Origin of the sequence: Actinophytocola sp., from assembly GCF_036555685.1 — a bacterium.
In the GTDB taxonomy this organism is placed as follows: Bacteria; Actinomycetota; Actinomycetes; order Mycobacteriales; family Pseudonocardiaceae; genus Actinophytocola.
The window spans coordinates 1-14,316 of the sequence record NZ_DATBKY010000276.1 but is presented as its reverse complement, the minus strand read 5'-3'; the positions used below and the strand labels follow the sequence as shown (position 1 = coordinate 14,316).

20 protein-coding genes are annotated in these 14,316 nt (G+C 71.9%); 12 read left to right on the top strand and 8 right to left on the bottom strand.

Annotated elements, in window-relative coordinates:
- The 4 genes from VH969_RS28185 to VH969_RS28170 all read right to left on the bottom strand — a co-directional run.
- Nucleotides 1-247 (bottom strand): helix-turn-helix domain-containing protein (locus tag VH969_RS28185; RefSeq protein ID WP_331979649.1); only part of this gene is annotated, 247 nt, incomplete at its 3' end.
- Nucleotides 248-338: 91 nt separating this feature from the next.
- Complete coding sequence (locus VH969_RS28180; RefSeq protein WP_331979647.1) at nucleotides 339-1,556, bottom strand: HNH endonuclease signature motif containing protein; 1,218 nt, start codon at nucleotides 1,554-1,556, stop codon at nucleotides 339-341.
- 422 nt (nucleotides 1,557-1,978) lie between these two features.
- On the bottom strand, nucleotides 1,979-2,299 hold the full coding sequence (locus tag VH969_RS28175; RefSeq protein WP_331979645.1) for a hypothetical protein: 321 nt from the start codon (nucleotides 2,297-2,299) through the stop codon (nucleotides 1,979-1,981).
- A 38-nt stretch (nucleotides 2,300-2,337) separates the two neighbouring features.
- Entirely contained in the window at nucleotides 2,338-4,377 is a 2,040-nt protein-coding gene (locus VH969_RS28170) for an ATP-dependent DNA helicase (RefSeq protein ID WP_331979643.1), read from the bottom strand.
- 138 nt (nucleotides 4,378-4,515) lie between these two features.
- Between VH969_RS28170 and VH969_RS28165 the strand changes: the two genes are divergently transcribed.
- Nucleotides 4,516-5,184: a choice-of-anchor P domain-containing protein gene (locus tag VH969_RS28165; protein WP_331979641.1), complete on the top strand. Its 669-nt coding sequence runs from the start codon at nucleotides 4,516-4,518 to the stop codon at nucleotides 5,182-5,184.
- Here VH969_RS28165 and VH969_RS28160 read toward each other — a convergent pair.
- Entirely contained in the window at nucleotides 5,181-5,477 is a 297-nt protein-coding gene (locus VH969_RS28160; protein WP_331979639.1) for a hypothetical protein, read from the bottom strand. The two genes, VH969_RS28165 and VH969_RS28160, sit on opposite strands and share 4 nt — an antisense overlap.
- Nucleotides 5,478-5,576: 99 nt before the next feature.
- Here VH969_RS28160 and VH969_RS28155 point away from each other — a divergent pair, with 99 nt between their 5' ends.
- The gene (locus tag VH969_RS28155) at nucleotides 5,577-5,861 is read left to right on the top strand and encodes a DUF4190 domain-containing protein (protein ID WP_331979637.1); all 285 of its coding nucleotides are present in this window, start codon (nucleotides 5,577-5,579) and stop codon (nucleotides 5,859-5,861) included.
- 153 nt (nucleotides 5,862-6,014) lie between these two features.
- Nucleotides 6,015-6,302 (top strand): hypothetical protein, encoded by a 288-nt coding sequence (locus VH969_RS28150; RefSeq protein ID WP_331979635.1) that lies wholly within the window; start codon nucleotides 6,015-6,017, stop codon nucleotides 6,300-6,302.
- A gap of 11 nt (nucleotides 6,303-6,313) precedes the next feature.
- On the opposite strand, the gene VH969_RS28145 is transcribed toward VH969_RS28150, so the two are convergent.
- Both VH969_RS28145 and VH969_RS28140 read right to left on the bottom strand, forming a co-directional pair.
- Nucleotides 6,314-6,886: an isochorismatase family protein gene (locus tag VH969_RS28145; RefSeq protein ID WP_331979633.1), complete on the bottom strand. Its 573-nt coding sequence runs from the start codon at nucleotides 6,884-6,886 to the stop codon at nucleotides 6,314-6,316.
- 11 nt (nucleotides 6,887-6,897) lie between these two features.
- The gene (locus VH969_RS28140; protein WP_331979631.1) at nucleotides 6,898-8,184 is read right to left on the bottom strand and encodes a nicotinate phosphoribosyltransferase; all 1,287 of its coding nucleotides are present in this window, start codon (nucleotides 8,182-8,184) and stop codon (nucleotides 6,898-6,900) included.
- Nucleotides 8,185-8,230: 46 nt separating this feature from the next.
- On the opposite strand from VH969_RS28140, the gene clpS reads away from it, so the two are divergent.
- From clpS to VH969_RS28125, 3 genes are read left to right on the top strand one after another with little or no spacing between them, the layout of a single operon-like run.
- Nucleotides 8,231-8,524 carry an ATP-dependent Clp protease adapter ClpS gene (clpS, locus tag VH969_RS28135; protein WP_331979653.1) on the top strand — a complete coding sequence of 98 codons (294 nt, stop codon included), beginning with the start codon at nucleotides 8,231-8,233 and terminating at the stop codon, nucleotides 8,522-8,524.
- Nucleotides 8,521-9,090 (top strand): DUF2017 domain-containing protein, encoded by a 570-nt coding sequence (locus VH969_RS28130; protein WP_331979629.1) that lies wholly within the window; start codon nucleotides 8,521-8,523, stop codon nucleotides 9,088-9,090. The genes clpS and VH969_RS28130 overlap by 4 nt, the downstream gene beginning before the upstream one ends.
- Nucleotides 9,077-10,087 (top strand): P1 family peptidase, encoded by a 1,011-nt coding sequence (locus tag VH969_RS28125; RefSeq protein ID WP_331979627.1) that lies wholly within the window; start codon nucleotides 9,077-9,079, stop codon nucleotides 10,085-10,087. The genes VH969_RS28130 and VH969_RS28125 overlap by 14 nt, the downstream gene beginning before the upstream one ends.
- A gap of 1 nt (nucleotide 10,088) precedes the next feature.
- Here the strand turns inward: VH969_RS28125 and VH969_RS28120 are convergent, their stop codons facing one another.
- Nucleotides 10,089-10,436 carry a DoxX family protein gene (locus VH969_RS28120; RefSeq protein ID WP_331979625.1) on the bottom strand — a complete coding sequence of 116 codons (348 nt, stop codon included), beginning with the start codon at nucleotides 10,434-10,436 and terminating at the stop codon, nucleotides 10,089-10,091.
- A 113-nt stretch (nucleotides 10,437-10,549) separates the two neighbouring features.
- Here VH969_RS28120 and VH969_RS28115 point away from each other — a divergent pair, with 113 nt between their 5' ends.
- The 6 genes from VH969_RS28115 to VH969_RS28090 all read left to right on the top strand — a co-directional run.
- On the top strand, nucleotides 10,550-10,996 hold the full coding sequence (locus VH969_RS28115; protein ID WP_331979623.1) for a M67 family metallopeptidase: 447 nt from the start codon (nucleotides 10,550-10,552) through the stop codon (nucleotides 10,994-10,996).
- A 41-nt stretch (nucleotides 10,997-11,037) separates the two neighbouring features.
- Nucleotides 11,038-11,310 (top strand): MoaD/ThiS family protein, encoded by a 273-nt coding sequence (locus tag VH969_RS28110; RefSeq protein ID WP_331979621.1) that lies wholly within the window; start codon nucleotides 11,038-11,040, stop codon nucleotides 11,308-11,310.
- A gap of 3 nt (nucleotides 11,311-11,313) precedes the next feature.
- The gene (locus VH969_RS28105; protein WP_331979619.1) at nucleotides 11,314-12,264 is read left to right on the top strand and encodes a PLP-dependent cysteine synthase family protein; all 951 of its coding nucleotides are present in this window, start codon (nucleotides 11,314-11,316) and stop codon (nucleotides 12,262-12,264) included.
- A 377-nt stretch (nucleotides 12,265-12,641) separates the two neighbouring features.
- Nucleotides 12,642-13,229: a rhomboid family intramembrane serine protease gene (locus VH969_RS28100; RefSeq protein WP_331979651.1), complete on the top strand. Its 588-nt coding sequence runs from the start codon at nucleotides 12,642-12,644 to the stop codon at nucleotides 13,227-13,229.
- On the top strand, nucleotides 13,226-14,017 hold the full coding sequence (gene murI, locus VH969_RS28095; RefSeq protein ID WP_331979617.1) for a glutamate racemase: 792 nt from the start codon (nucleotides 13,226-13,228) through the stop codon (nucleotides 14,015-14,017). Before VH969_RS28100 ends, murI begins: the two co-directional genes overlap by 4 nt.
- A gap of 10 nt (nucleotides 14,018-14,027) precedes the next feature.
- A partial coding sequence (locus VH969_RS28090) for an MBL fold metallo-hydrolase (protein WP_527249172.1) occupies nucleotides 14,028-14,316 on the top strand: 289 nt, incomplete at its 3' end.

The window sequence follows — 14,316 nt, the reverse complement described above, 5'->3', positions numbered from 1 at the left end:
TCCGCGCCTGGCGGATGAGGTCGAGCACGTCGTCGAGGCGCTGGTCGTAGACGTCCATCATCGAGCGCACCAGGTGCACGGTGACCGGGCCGGTGCCGTTCTCGAAGCGGCTCAGCGAACTGCCCGCGATCTCCAGGCGCTTCGCCGCATCGAGGATGTTGAGGTTCGCCTCGTTGCGGGCCAGTCGCAGGCGGCGGCCGATCTCCCGCCGCAGCACGACGGGACTGATGTGCTTGGTGCCTTCCACGCGATCAACTGTCCTCATGAAACCGCTCGGTTGGAATTCCCATCCCGTCGGTCGAATGGGCGAATGGGCCTGGGGGACGGACGTGGCGACGTCAGAACGGCGGCGGTTCTGGGTCGGCGACGGGCTCCGGCTGGTGTCGGTAGCGGTAGCCGGCCGGCGAGATCCACGTCAGGACGTCACCGCGTCTTTCACCGCGTCTTTCACCGCGTCTTTCACCGTCGAGTTCGCCGTGCCGTTCGACGCGCCAGCCGCCGAACGACTTGGCGCGATGATGCGGCCGGCAGGCTGGGTGCAGGTTTTCCCGGTCGGTTGGCCCGGCCGGGTACGGATCGCGATGGTCGAGGTCGCAGCGTTGTGCCGGTCGTGCGCAGCCGGGGCCGGTGCAGGTTGGCATGTCAGCACGCACGTGGTCGCGTAGAGCAGCCGGAGGTGCGTAGCGGCGGCGGCCGACGTCGAGCACACGGCCCGACGCCGGTTCGGTGAGGATGCGTTGCCACGTGGCGTCCGTCTGGCTCGCGAGCTCGAGTGCGCGCCTCGCCGGAACGTCACCGAACCCGGCGAGGCGGGCGGGTTCGCAGTCCACGCCAAGCGCGGTGGTGGCGGGAATGGTCAGCAGAACGGTGACCTTGGCGTGCTCGTAGGTCTTTCCCGCGAGCAGGTCCAGCGCCACGTCCGCGCGGAGTTGGTCGAGGGTGCGCCCGTCCGCCGCATCCGACTCTTTCAGCCGCCGGGCGATGGCGTCGATACGCAGGTCGGCGATCTGAACCCGCTCGGCCGCGCCGTGGATCGTCAGCGCCGCGCACCCCGCGTCGGTCGGGTATGCGTCGATGCGTCTCCCGGCGAGTCGTTTCTCGTGCCGCCGCTGGAGTGCGGTGGCGTCCAACCGCCGGATCACCGCGGCCAGCACCCGGCTCAGCTGGGCCGGAGCCAGGTCGTCGATCTGCGGGAGAACCTGGTTCTCCACGGTCGCCGCGTCCTCGTCCGGCAGCGGCGCCACCGCATCGGCGATCCGCCGGGCCCGGTAGTCGTCCAGCCGCCCGGCCTTCATCGCGGCAAGTGTTCGTGGGAGCCGGGTCGCGAGGGTGCGCGCCAGGTCCAGTCGCTGCTGGGCGGCTCGCACCGACGTGTGGAACAAGGCCGCGACCTCGAGTGCGGCGAACCGCTCGTCGGCGTGCGCGGCATACCGGGCGAGGTGCTCCAGCGCGTGGCCATCGGCCTGCCACGCGACCCGTCTCATACCCACCGACATCGCCAGGGGAACCGCCTCGCCGGGAGGACCGGGCGGCACGTCGACGACTGGAACGAACATATGTTCAGTCTACCGGCGAGGTATGACGCTTTCCGTTGTGCTGCAGCGGTTTCACCAGATCGTGCACACAGACGTTCCTGACAAGATGTTCCTGCCAAGGGTGTGCAGTTCTTTCGTCACCCGTTGATCCTGAACACCCTCCACCTACGACAGACAGCACGCCGCACGGGTGACGATCGTCTTGCGCGGCAACGGGTTCCGCTGTCCTCAACCGCGTGTGGTAGCCGGACCGACACCACAGGCCGGCGTGTTCACCCGCGCGCACCGCGATCGACAGGAGAGCACGGACGCGAACGGCAGCGTGTAGAGCGGCCCGGCGTTGACCTCCTGGCCGGGGCCGTAGCACCTGCCGGAGCTCGTGGTGCCCTCGCTCCGTTCGCCGTGGGCGCGTGGAGCGGCGGCCGCGCCGGTGCGGCAGGCGGTCACGTATTGCGTTGCCAGACGACGAAGAGACCGTCCTCCATGGTGGTCATGGCCTCGATGAACGCCTCGTTGTCGAACCCGGGCATGGACTGCAGGCGGGTCATCAGGTCATCTGCCGACGGGTCGCCCGCGGGCACGGCACAGCCACCGCCGCCCTCGCGCACCAGAAGGAAGAACACGTCCTCCTTCCACGGCCCCTCCGGCGTCGTCCGGATCGCGACCTCGGCGAGGTTGGCCCAGGTCACCGATTCCTCGGTGCCGTCGGCCAGCAACCGGCGGACGCCGTCGTCGTCGACGGTGATACCGGAGTTGTGGGACAAAGCGAATCTCCCTGGAGCAGATGGTGGTGCCTATTTGATCAGCTCGCCGCATCGAGCCTGCGCAGGGCCGCCCGGACGACCTCCGCGTCCGACGTGGCCCAGTAGCCGGGTAGGGACGCGCGCAGGAACCCGCCGTAGCGCGCGGTCGCGAGCCGGGGGTCGAGGATCGCCACGACGCCGCGGTCCTGCGTCGAGCGCAGCAGCCGGCCGGTGCCCTGGGCGAGCAGCAGGGCCGCGTGGGTGGCGGCGACCGACAGGAAACCGTTGCCGCCGCGTGCCTCCACGGCGCGCTGGCGGGCGGACGCGAGCGGGTCGTCCGGCCGCGGGAACGGGATCCGGTCGACGACCACGAGCTGCAGCGACGGGCCGGGCACGTCGACGCCCTGCCAGAGCGACAGCGTGCCGAACAGGCAGGTCGCCGGGTCCTCGGCGAACTTGCGGACGAGGAGCGCGGTGGAGTCCTCGCCCTGGCACAGGATCGGCAGGTCGGTGCGCTTGCGCAGCGCCTCGGTGGCCTGCTTGGCCGCGCGCATCGAGGAGAACAGCCCGAGCGTGCGCCCGCCGGCCGCCTCCATCAGCTCGACCAGCTCATCCAGATAGGACGGTGGCAGCCCGTCGCGGCCGGGCGGCGGCAGGTGCCTCGCGACGTAGAGGATGCCGCTGCGGGCGTGGTCGAACGGCGAGCCGACGTCCAAGCCGGTCCACTTCGGACCCTCGATCGACTTGTCGGTGGCCGCGCCCTCGGTCTTCGCGCTCGCGCCCTCCTGCTCGGCCGGCAGGCCCCAGGAGCGGGCCATCGAGTCGAACGTGCCGCCGAGCGTGAGCGTGGCCGAGGTGAGGATCGTGGTGTGCTGGCCGAACAGCCGCTCCCGCAGCAGCGCCGCCACCGCGAGCGGTGCCGCGCGCAGCGCCGGCGGGCGCGGCGGGCCGGAGCCGGTGTCACCGGTGCGCCAGACGACGTCGCGCTTGTGCGCCTCGTCGGTCTCGAACGCGCGCAGCAGCCGCACGGCGGTGTCGTGCACCTCGTCGAGCTGGGACTGGGCGAGCTTGCGGGCGGTGGCCACGTCGACGTCACCGGTGCGCTGGTCGGGGCCGAGGCCGGACAGGCACGCGTACGCGGCGTCGCGGATGACCGCGAGCGCGCCGGCGAGCGGCGTGGGCAGCGCGTCCAGGCGGCCGGCCGGCAGGTCCTCGAGGATGAGCGTGAAACCGTCGCCCGCCTCGAGCAGCCGGTCGGCGAGCTCCTGGTCGCAGACCCGGCCGGCCCGGCGCGCGGCCGCGGCGACCGCCGCGCTGGTCAGCTCGGCGGTGGCGGCGGAGGTGACCCGGTCGACGAGGTCGTGCGCCTCGTCGACGATCACCAGGTCGTGTTCGGGAAGTACCTGGAAGCCCTGCAGCGCGTCGATGGCGAGCAGGGCGTGGTTGGTGATGATGAGGTCGGCCCGGCCGGCCTCGGCGCGGGCCTTCTCGGCGAAGCAGTCGGTGCCGATGGGGCAGCGGTTGACGCCGAGGCACTCGCGGCTCGACACGGACACCTGGCGCCAGGCGTGCTCGGTGACGCCGGGGACGAGCTCGTCGCGGTCGCCGGTCTCGGTGTCGGACACCCACTCGCGGAGCCGGGTGATCTCGCGGCCGAGCGCGGAGATCGCGAACGGGTCGAACAGGGCGGCGTCGTCGGGCTCGTCCTGCATGCCGGAGTCGAGCTTGTTGAGGCAGAGGTAGTTGCGCCGGCCCTTGAGGATGGCGAAGGTCGGCTTGCGGCCGAGTGGCTTCTCGAGCGCCTTCTCCAGCCGGGGCAGGTCGCGGTCGACGAGCTGGCGCTGCAGCGCGATGGTGGCCGTCGAGACGACGACCGTGGCCTCGCGCTCGACCGCGTGGCGCAGCGCCGGGACGAGGTAGGCGAGGGACTTGCCGGTGCCCGTGCCGGCCTGCACGGCGAGGTGGTCGCCGGTGCGGATGGCCTTGGCCACGGCCTCCGCCATCGCCACCTGACCAGGGCGTTCGGTGCCGCCCACCGCGCTCACGGCGGCCGTCAGCAACTCGGACACGCTCGGGAGCTCGGTGGTGGAAGGGGGCACAGGCGAACGGTACCTCTGCCCACCGTCAATCCCGTGCCGCACCCACCGTCGCTCGGACGGGTTGTCCCTCGTCCTCGACCGGGTGGCAGTGGGTTCGGGCGCTGGCGCGGGGTGCGGAGGGGAGGTGTTCTCGTGAACATGACCATGAGACATGTCAGGCGCACCGGCGTCGCCGGGCTGGCGCTGGCCGGCCTCGTGCTGGCCGGGGTGAGCCCGGCGCAGGCGCTGCCCGAGGAGGCGCTCGCGTCGGGGACGATCGGTTCGGTGGAGGCGACGTACGGCGGTGACCCGGTCCAGGTGGAGCCGCTCGCCGCGTGCGACACCCAGGACGTCCAGGTGGCGGACAGCGCTTCGCACGTCGAGCGCGGCTTCCTCGAGTTCGGCCGGGGCAGTTCGTCGTGCACGCGCGACGCGGACACCGGCGTGGCGAGCGCGGAGGTGACGGGCGAGCTGTTCCGGCTCGACGCGCTGCGGGCGTACGGCGGGCCGCGGATCCGGCTGACCGACTACACGGTGGAGTGCGCCACGACGGAGAACGGCAGCTCCGCGAGCTTCCACATCGGCGGGCTGTCGGGCCTGGCCGTGCCGTCGCGGCTGCCGCCGAACCACGTGGTGACGGTTCCCGGTTCGGAGCCGGCCGCGCCGCCGCTCGCGCGGGTGACGCTGAACGAGACGGTCGTCCCCGACCCGCCGGACGGCGGCATCACCGTGAACCTCATGCACGTCAGGCTGTTCCCGGACGGTGGCAGCCAGGGCGACCTCGGTGGCGAGATCGTGGTCGGTTCGGTGCACTGCTCGCCGTTCTAGCCCATCTGCTCCAGCATCAGCAGCGCACCGGGCACCAGGATCAGCGTGAGGATCCCGCACGCCAGCCCGCGGGCGCGGCGCCTGCGCTCGCCGGCCGGCCTCATCCGCCGGCCGGCGAGCCAGGCGACGAGCGCGGTGACGGCGATCATGGGTACCCACGCGACGGCGGCGGGCAGGTAGAGCAGGCCGGACATGTCGTTGGCCCGGCCCTGGTCCTGCCGCAGCGAAACGGTGACGAACGTGAGCGGCCACCAGAGGATCAGCGGTACGGCGACCGCCCACCCGATCGACACGGGCCTCGCGCTTCGGCTTCCGGTCCTTGTCATATGCCCTATTCTCATCCGCCGCGGCCGTACGCGCCGCGCGACAAGCTGACTACTGGGGAGTGACTCATGGCGTATCAGCCACAACCGCAGCCTGCCTACCCGGCGCAGCCGGCGAACGGGATGGCGGTGACCTCGCTGGTGCTGGGCATCGTCGGCCTGGTGTTCTCGTTCATCCCGATCATCGGCGTGATCGCGTGGCCGCTGACCATCCTGGGCGTCATCTTCGGCGGCGTGGGCCTGAGCAAGGCGAACCAGGTTCCCGGCGCCCCCAAGGGGATGGCCGTCGCGGGCCTGGTGTGCTCAATCGTCGGCCTGGTCATCTGCGTCATCTGGGCGGCGGCGGTCTCGTAGGTCGTCCGAGTCCCCCGTTCTGTTTCTTGTGGATCGGGGGACTCCCCCTCCGGGGTGATTTCCCCGGTGCCTTGCTTGTCCACAAAGGACTTTCGATAACGCGCGGGTTTCGCGGACCGACATGCTCGCCAGGTGCTACTACTGGGAGTGATCGTGACCAACTACTATCCGCCACAGCCCTACCCGGTCCAGCAGAGCAACGGCATGGGCGTCACCGCGCTGGTGTTGGGCATCGTCGGCCTGGTCTTCTCGCTCATCCCGATCATCGGCGTGATCGCCTGGCCGCTGACCATCCTGGGCGTGATCTTCGGCGCCGTGGGCCTGAGCAAGGCGGGCCGGGTCCCGGGCATGCCGAAGGGCACGGCAATCGCGGGCCTCACCTGCTCGCTGGTGGGCCTGGGCATCTGCATCATCTGGGCGGCCGCCGCCGCGTCGGTCTGAGCCCGCGGGCGTCACCCCTCGACGTGCGGGGTGCCGGTCAGGGTGATCGCGTTCGACGTCATCTCGCGCAGGGCCGCGTCCACCGTCGGCTTCGCGACGCCTGCCGTGTAGTCCAGCAGCACGGTCGTCGCGAAGCCGGCCCGTACGGCGTCCAGCGCGGTGGCGCGCACGCAGTGATCGGTGGCGATGCCCACCACGTCCACACTGGACACGCCGCGTGCGGACAGCCACGACTCCAGCGACGAGCCGTCGTGGTGCGAACCCTCGAAGCCCGAGTACGCCGCCGAGTAGTGGCCCTTCGAGAACACCGCCTCGATGCCCGACACGTCCAGCGACGGGTGGAACGACGCGCCCGGGGTGTCCGCCAGGCAGTGCGGCGGCCACGTGTCGACGAAGTTCGGCGTATCGCTGTGGTGGCCGCCCGGGTCGATGTGGTAATCGCGCGTCGCCACCACGTGGTCGTACGAACCGCCGTGCACCAGCGAGTTCACGGCGGCGGCCACCGCGGCCCCGCCGGCGACCGCGAGCGAGCCACCCTCGCAGAAGTCGTTCTGGATATCGACAAGGATCAGCGCCTTGGTCACGACGAACTCCTCTACGCGTACACGGTCGGGATGGCCGGCTCGCCCTGGGACAGCTTCAGCCCCTCCCACGGCAGGCTCACCAACCCCTCCCGCACCCGTTCCCGGCTCTGCTCCAGGGTCGCCGGGTCACCGGCCGGTTGTCCACCACGCATGAGCGGCACCACAAGGGGCCGGTCGTGGGGACCGCCGGCCGGGTCGTCGGCGGCGACCACGTACACGACCTCTTCCAGCGCCGTGCCCGTCGGCTTGTGCCGGCGCAGCGCCGACTTCCGCCCGGCCCGCGACTCCTTGTGCGAGCTGCGCTTCGCCACCGGCCGACCGTCCACTTCGACCAGCTTGTACACCATCCCGGCGGTCGGCGAGCCCGAGCCGGTGACGAGCGACGTGCCGACCCCGTACGCGTCGACCGGCTCGGCGCGCAGCGCGGCGATCGCGTACTCGTCGAGGTCGCCGGACACCACGATCCGCGTGTTGCGCGCCCCGAGGTCGTCCAGCTGCGCGCGGGCCTGCCGGGCCAGCACGCCGACGTCCCCGGAGTCGATGCGGATGGCGCCGAGCGACGGGCCCGCCACCTCGATGGCCGTCTCGATGCCGGCGGTGATGTCGTAGGTGTCGACGAGCAGGGTCGTGCCGACACCCAGCGCGTCGACCTGGGCGGTGAACGCCTCGCGTTCGCTGTCGTGCAGCAGCGTGAACGCGTGCGCGCACGTGCCGGCGGTCGGGATGCCGTACGCACGGCCGGCCTCGAGGTTCGACGTCGTCGCGAAGCCGGCCAGGTACGCGGCGCGGGCTGAGGCGACCGCGGCCGCCTCGTGCGTGCGCCGCCCGCCCATCTCGATGATCGGCCGCCCGTTCGCGGCGCTCACCATCCGCGCGGCCGCGGACATGATGGCGCTGTCGTGGTTGAGGATCGACAGCACGAGCGTCTCCAGCAGGACCGCCTCGGCGAACGTGCCGCGCACGGTGAACAGCGGCGAGCCGGGGAAGTACAGCTCGCCTTCGGCGTAGCCGTCGACGTCGCCGGCGAAGCGGTAGTTCGCGAGCCAGTCGAGCGTGCGCTCGTCCACCACCTCGCGCGCGGCGAGCTCGCGGAGCTCCGCGTCGCCGAAACGGAAGCGGCCGATGGCCTCGACGACCCGCGCGGTGCCGCCGACGATGCCGTACCGGCGGCCGCTCGGCAGCCTGCGCGCGAACGTCTCGAACACGCATTCGCGGTCCGCCGTGCCGTCCGCGAGGGCCGCGGCGACCATGGTCAGCTCGTAGTGATCGGTGAGCAGCGCGGTGCTGGTGCCGGTCATGAACCGTGAGCCTAGACATGCCACCATGGACGCCATGTCGGTCCATATGTCCATGCCTGTCGAGGAGACACAGGCCGAGCCGATCGGCGGCGACCTCGTTGCCGAGGACAAGCCGTGGCAGACGATCGTGTGGAACGACCCGGTCAACCTCATGTCGTACGTGACGTACGTGTTCCAGAAGCTCTTCGGCTACTCCCGCGAACACGCCACCAAGCTGATGCTCGACGTGCACCACAAGGGCAGGGCGATCGTGTCGTCCGGTTCCAAGGACAAAGTAGAGGGCGACGTCGCGAAGCTGCACGCGGCCGGGCTGTGGGCGACCATGCAGCACACGTCGTGATTCCCTGGGAGCGGGCCGGCGACACGGTCATGACCAAGCTCGACCGGCGCGAGGCCACCGTGCTGCGTGGCCTCATCACGCAGATCGACGGCATGCTGCGCACCCGCGCCGACGAGGCCCCGCAGGACGAGCTCGCCGAGCTGACCGGCATCCGCACCGGCATGTCGTCCGCGCCCGAGGACCCGATCCTGGCGCGGCTGCTGCCCGACTTCCACCGGCTGGACGCCGACGACGCCGGCAAGGCCGAGCTGGACTCCGCCGCCGCACTGCGCTCGCTGCACGAGCCGGAGCTGCTCGACCTGAAGACCGGTGTGGCGGGGGTCGTGCTCGACACGTGCCCGCCCGACGGCGGCCTGGTGAAGCTGTCGCTCGAGCAGGCGGACGCGTGGCTGTCCGCGATCAACGACGTCCGGCTGGCGCTCGGCACCACGCTCGACGTCACCGAGGACATGCCCGACGAGCTGCCCGAGGACGACCCGCGCAGCCCGCACCTGGGCGTCTACCAGTGGCTGACGTGGATGCAGGAGCATCTCGTCCTGGCGCTGTCGCCCGATGACGAGTTCTAACGCGATCACGGACGTCGACGGCGTGCTGGTGGGACACCACCAGCGGATCGGCTCGGGCTGGGCCACGGGCACGACGGTCGTCCTGCTGCCGCCGGGCTCGACCGGTGCCGTCGACGGGCGCGGCGGGGCGCCGGGCACGCGGGAGACCGACCTGCTCGCGCCGGAGAACATGGTTGCGCAGGTCGACGCGGTGTGCCTGTCCGGCGGCAGCGCGTACGGCCTGGCCGCGGCGGACGGCGTGATGTCGTGGCTGTCGTCGCGGTCGCGTGGCTTCCGGGTCGGCCTGGCCGAGCACGAGGTGGTGCCGATCGTGCCCGCGGCCGTGCTGTACGACCTGCCGCGGAGCACGTGGGGCAACCGGCCGTCGGCGTCGTTCGGCGTCGCGGCCTGCGACGTCGCCGCGGACGGACCGGTCGCGCAGGGCTGCGTCGGCGCCGGGACGGGTGCGAAGGTCGGCTCGCTGAAGGGCGGGGTGGGGACCGCGAGCGCGGTCGTGGACGGCTTCACCGTCGGCGCGCTGGCGGCGGTGAACGCGGCCGGCGAGGCGGTCGACCCGTCGACCGGCCGCCCGTGGGCCGCCGACCACGAGGTGGCCGGCGAGTTCGGCGTGACGTGGCCGGACCGCCCCGGCGTGCTCCCGGCGGCGCCGCCGGACGACCTGAACACGACGATCGGCGTGGTCGCGGTGGACGCGGACCTGTCGAAGGCCGAGTGCCGGCGCCTGGCGGTGGCCGCCCAGGACGGCCTCGCCCGTGCCGTGCGCCCGGCCCACTCCATGTTCGACGGCGACACCGTGTTCGCGGTGGCCACGCGGGCCCGCCCGCTGGCGTCCACGGACGCCCCGTTCGGCCCGATGGCCCGCGCGGCCGCCCTGGACCGCCTGTGCGCGACGGCGGCTCTCGTGTTCGCCCGCGCGGTCGTGCACGGGGTCCTGTCGGCGACCCCGCTGGCCGGCCTCGCGGCGTACCGGGACATCTGGCCTCCGGACGCACGCTGACTCAGGCCACCGCGGCCAGGACCAGCGAGGCCGCGGCCGGCGCCAGGTAGATCAGCGGGACCGGCACGTGCGAGTACCAGCGCGCCCGCACGACCGTCACGACGGCGCCGGTGAAGTACAGGACCAGGCCGGCCCCCGCCAGCACGCCGATCACGGGCACCCACAACCCGACGAGCAGGCCCACGCCGCCGGCCGCCTTGGCCGTCGCGAGCCACGGCCACCACGACCGCGGCACCCGGTAGGCGGTCAGCGAGTCGGTCACGAACCGGGCGCGCAGGGCCAGGGCGCCGCTCGAGAAGCCGGCGAGCACGGCACCGACGATCGAGACGATGGTGTACGCAGTGGACATCGAGATCTCCCCTCCGAAAAACGAACTTCTCGGCAGGTCGACCCGCGGGCCCGCACGCGTGTGACCGGTTCTCACTAAGTGGGAGCGCGGTGCCCACCACGTAGGATTGACCCGTGCTTCGGATACGTCGTGACCTGGTCGACGCGATGGTCTCGCACGCCCGCCGGGACCACCCGGACGAGGCGTGCGGCATCCTCGCGGGCCCGGAGGGCGAGGACCGGCCCGAGCGCATCGTCACGATGCTGAACTCGGCCCGCTCGCCGACGTACTACGAGTTCGACCCGACCGAGTGGAACGCCGTCTACCGCGAGATGACCGGCAAGGACGAGGAGCCGATCGTCATCTACCACTCGCACACGGCCACCGAGGCCTACCCCTCGCGCACGGACATCGCGCGGGCCGGCGAATACGCCACGCTGCTGCCCTCGCCGCACTACGTGCTGATCTCGACGCGCGACCCGGACACCCACGAGCTGCGCTCGTACCGCATCGACGGCGGCGAGGTCACCGAGGAGCCGATCGAGATCGTCGAGGCCGCGGAATACCCGGCCGCCCCCTAGGCCTTTCCCAGGTAGAACCAGTACTCATGCGGAGGTAGCACATGGCCGTCACCGTCTCCATCCCGACCATTCTGCGCACCCACACCGGCGGGCAGAAGTCGGTCGAGGCGAGTGGGAGCACCCTGTCCGAGCTCATCGACAACCTCGAGGCCAGCCACGGTGGGCTCAAGGCGCGCCTGGTCAAGGAGGGGTCGCTGCACCGCTTCGTGAACGTGTACGTCAACGACGAGGACGTCCGGTTCGCCGGCGGCCTGGACGCCCCGGTGTCCGACGGCGACAACGTCACGATCCTGCCCGCCGTCGCCGGAGGCTGACGGGTGGCGCGCTTCGACTCGCTGCTCGACGCGCTCGGCGACACGCCGCTGGTCGGGTTACCCCGCCTGTCGCCGTCGCCGGACGTCCGGTTGTGGGCCAAGCTCGAGGACCGCAACCCCACCGGGTCGATCAAGGACCGGGTGGCGCTGCGGATGATCGAGGCGGCCGAGCAGGACGGCGTGCTCCGGCCGGGTTGCACGATCCTGGAGCCGACGTCGGGAAACACCGGCATCTCGCTGGCCATGGCCGCGAAGCTCAAGGGCTACGGCCTGGTGTGCGTGATGCCGGAGAACACGTCCGAGGAGCGGCGGCAGCTGCTGCAGGCCTACGGTGCGCGGATCGTGAACTCGCCGGCAGCCGGCGGGTCCAACGAGGCCGTGCGGCGGGCCAAGGAGCTAGCGAAGCAGAACCCGGACTGGGTCATGCTCTACCAGTACGGGAACCCCAACAACGCGGGCGCGCACTACCACGGCACCGGCCCGGAGATCCTGCGCGACCTGCCGACCGTGACGCACTTCGTCGCGGGCCTCGGCACGACCGGCACGCTCGTCGGCGCGGGCCGCTACCTGCGCGAGCACAAGCCGGCCGTGCAGGTCGTGGCCGCCGAGCCGCGGTACGGCGAGCTGGTCTACGGGCTGCGCAACCTCGACGAGGGCTTCGTGCCGGAGCTGTACGACCCGGACGTGCTGACCGGCCGCTACTCGGTCGGGTCCTACGACGCGCTGCGCCGGACCAGGCAGCTGCTGGAGACCGAGGGCATCTTCGCGGGCATCTCGACGGGCGCGATCCTGCACGCGGCGCTGTCCGTCGCGGAGAAGGCCGCGGCCGCGAGACAGCGCGCGGACGTGGTCTTCGTCGTGGCGGACGGCGGCTGGAAGTACCTGTCGACCGGCGCGTACTCGGGCTCACTGGACGAGGCCGCGGAACGGCTGGACGGCCACCTCTGGGCGTAGCCCGGTCCCTCTCGCCGCTCCGCACGCGGCCGCCCACTTGTCCACAACCGCGCCACTTGTCCACAGCCCGCCCGAAGTTGATCTTCCTCCACACGAATCCCGGTACGCTGGAACGTGGGTGGCCCCCCGGAGCGGGTGGGGCTGCGTGCGTGCTGTTGTCGAGCTGTGGTCGAGCTGTGGGACGGGCGCGTGAGACGTGTTGCGCGAGGCCTGGGCGGGAGACACGGGCACGAGACTGGACGGGAGGCCTGCGCGAGCCGGACCCCCGGGTGATCTCAGGGTTCGTCCGGAGCCGTCCGGGGCCGGGCGCACGTAGTCTCGGTTCCGTGAGCACTCAGCCGGCCCTCGCCAAGCCCAGCCGTCCCGCGAACCGGATCATGCCGCCCAACCCGGCGCGCGCGGCCATCGTGATCGGCGCGTTCACCGCGCTGCTCTACCTCATCGAGGCCGTGGACGCGGTCCTGCCCGCGAACCTCGACAACTTGGGCATCCAGCCGCGCACGCTCGGCGGGCTCGACGGCATCCTGTTCGCGCCGCTGCTGCACGCCGGCTGGTCGCACCTGTTCGCCAACACCCTGGCAATACTCGTGTTCGGCTTCCTCGCGATGGCGGGCGGCATCGGGCAGTGGGTGGCGGTCACGGTCACGATCTGGCTCACCAGCGGCATCGGCGTCTGGCTGACCGGCGCGGCGGGCGTCACGCTCGGCGCTTCCGGCCTCGCGTTCGGGTGGCTCGCGTTCCTGCTCGTGCGGGGCGTGTTCAACCGCAGCCTCGGCCAGCTCGCGGTCGCGGTCGTGCTGCTCGCGTACTGGGGGAGCATGCTCTTCGGCGTCCTGCCCGGCAAGCCGGGCATCTCCTGGCAGGGCCACCTGTTCGGCGCGCTCGGCGGCATCCTCGCGGCCTGGCTCGTCACGATGGCGGGCCGCCGGCAACGCACGGCGGCAGAGCCACTGACGACGGCGTGACCGCGCCCATCGGGATCTTCGACTCCGGCGTCGGCGGGCTGACCGTCGCGCGGGCGATCGCCGACCAGCTGCCCGCCGAGCGGCTGCGCTACGTCGGCGACACCGCCAACGGCCCCTACGGCCCGCTGCCCATCGCCGACGTCCGCCGCCACGCGCTCGCCATCGCCGACGACCTCGTCGCCGGCGGGGTGAAGCTGCTGGTCATGGCCTGCAACACGGCGTCGGCCGCGTGCCTGCGCGACGCCCGCGAGCGCTACGACATCCCGGTCGTCGAGGTCGTCGTGCCGGCCGTGCGCCGCGCGGTCGCGAGCACGCGCAACAGCCGCGTCGGCGTGATCGGCACCGCCGGCACGGTCCGCTCCCGCGCCTACGACGACGCGTTCGCCGCGGCCCCGCACATCGAGCTGACCTCGGCCGCGTGCCCGCGGTTCGTGGATTTCGTCGAGCGCGGTATCACGTCCGGCCGCCAGGTCCTCGGTCTCGCGCAGGGCTACCTCGAACCACTGCAGCGGGCCGGCGTCGACACCGTCGTGCTCGGCTGCACGCACTACCCGCTGCTCACCGGCGTGCTGCAGATCGTCATGGGCAACGACGTGACGCTCGTGTCCAGCGCGGAGGAGACCGCGAAGGACGTCGTGCGCGTGCTCACCGAGCAGGACCTGCTCGCGGAGCCCGACGGCGAGGTCCGCCACGAGTTCGTCGCGACCGGGCCCGCGACGCCGTTCGCGAAGCTCGCGCGGCGGTTTCTCGGTCCGGAGCTCGGCGCCGTCGCCGCGGCCACCGCTTAGAGTGTCCGGCGTGTTGTTGACCGTGCTCGGCTGTTCCGGCAGCGCCCCGGGTCCGCATGCCGCCTGTTCCGGCTATCTCGTGGAGGCCGACGGTTTCCTGCTGGGCGTGGAGTTAGGCAACGGCACGCTCGCCGAGCTGCAGGCGGTCCGCGACCCGTTCGCCCTCGACGCGCTGCTGTTCTCGCACCTGCATCCGGACCACTGCGCGGACTTCTCGGCGCTCACCGTGCTGCGCCGCTACCACCCCGCGCCCTCCCGGGACCCGCGCGTGCCCCGGCTGCCCGTGCACGCGCCGAGCG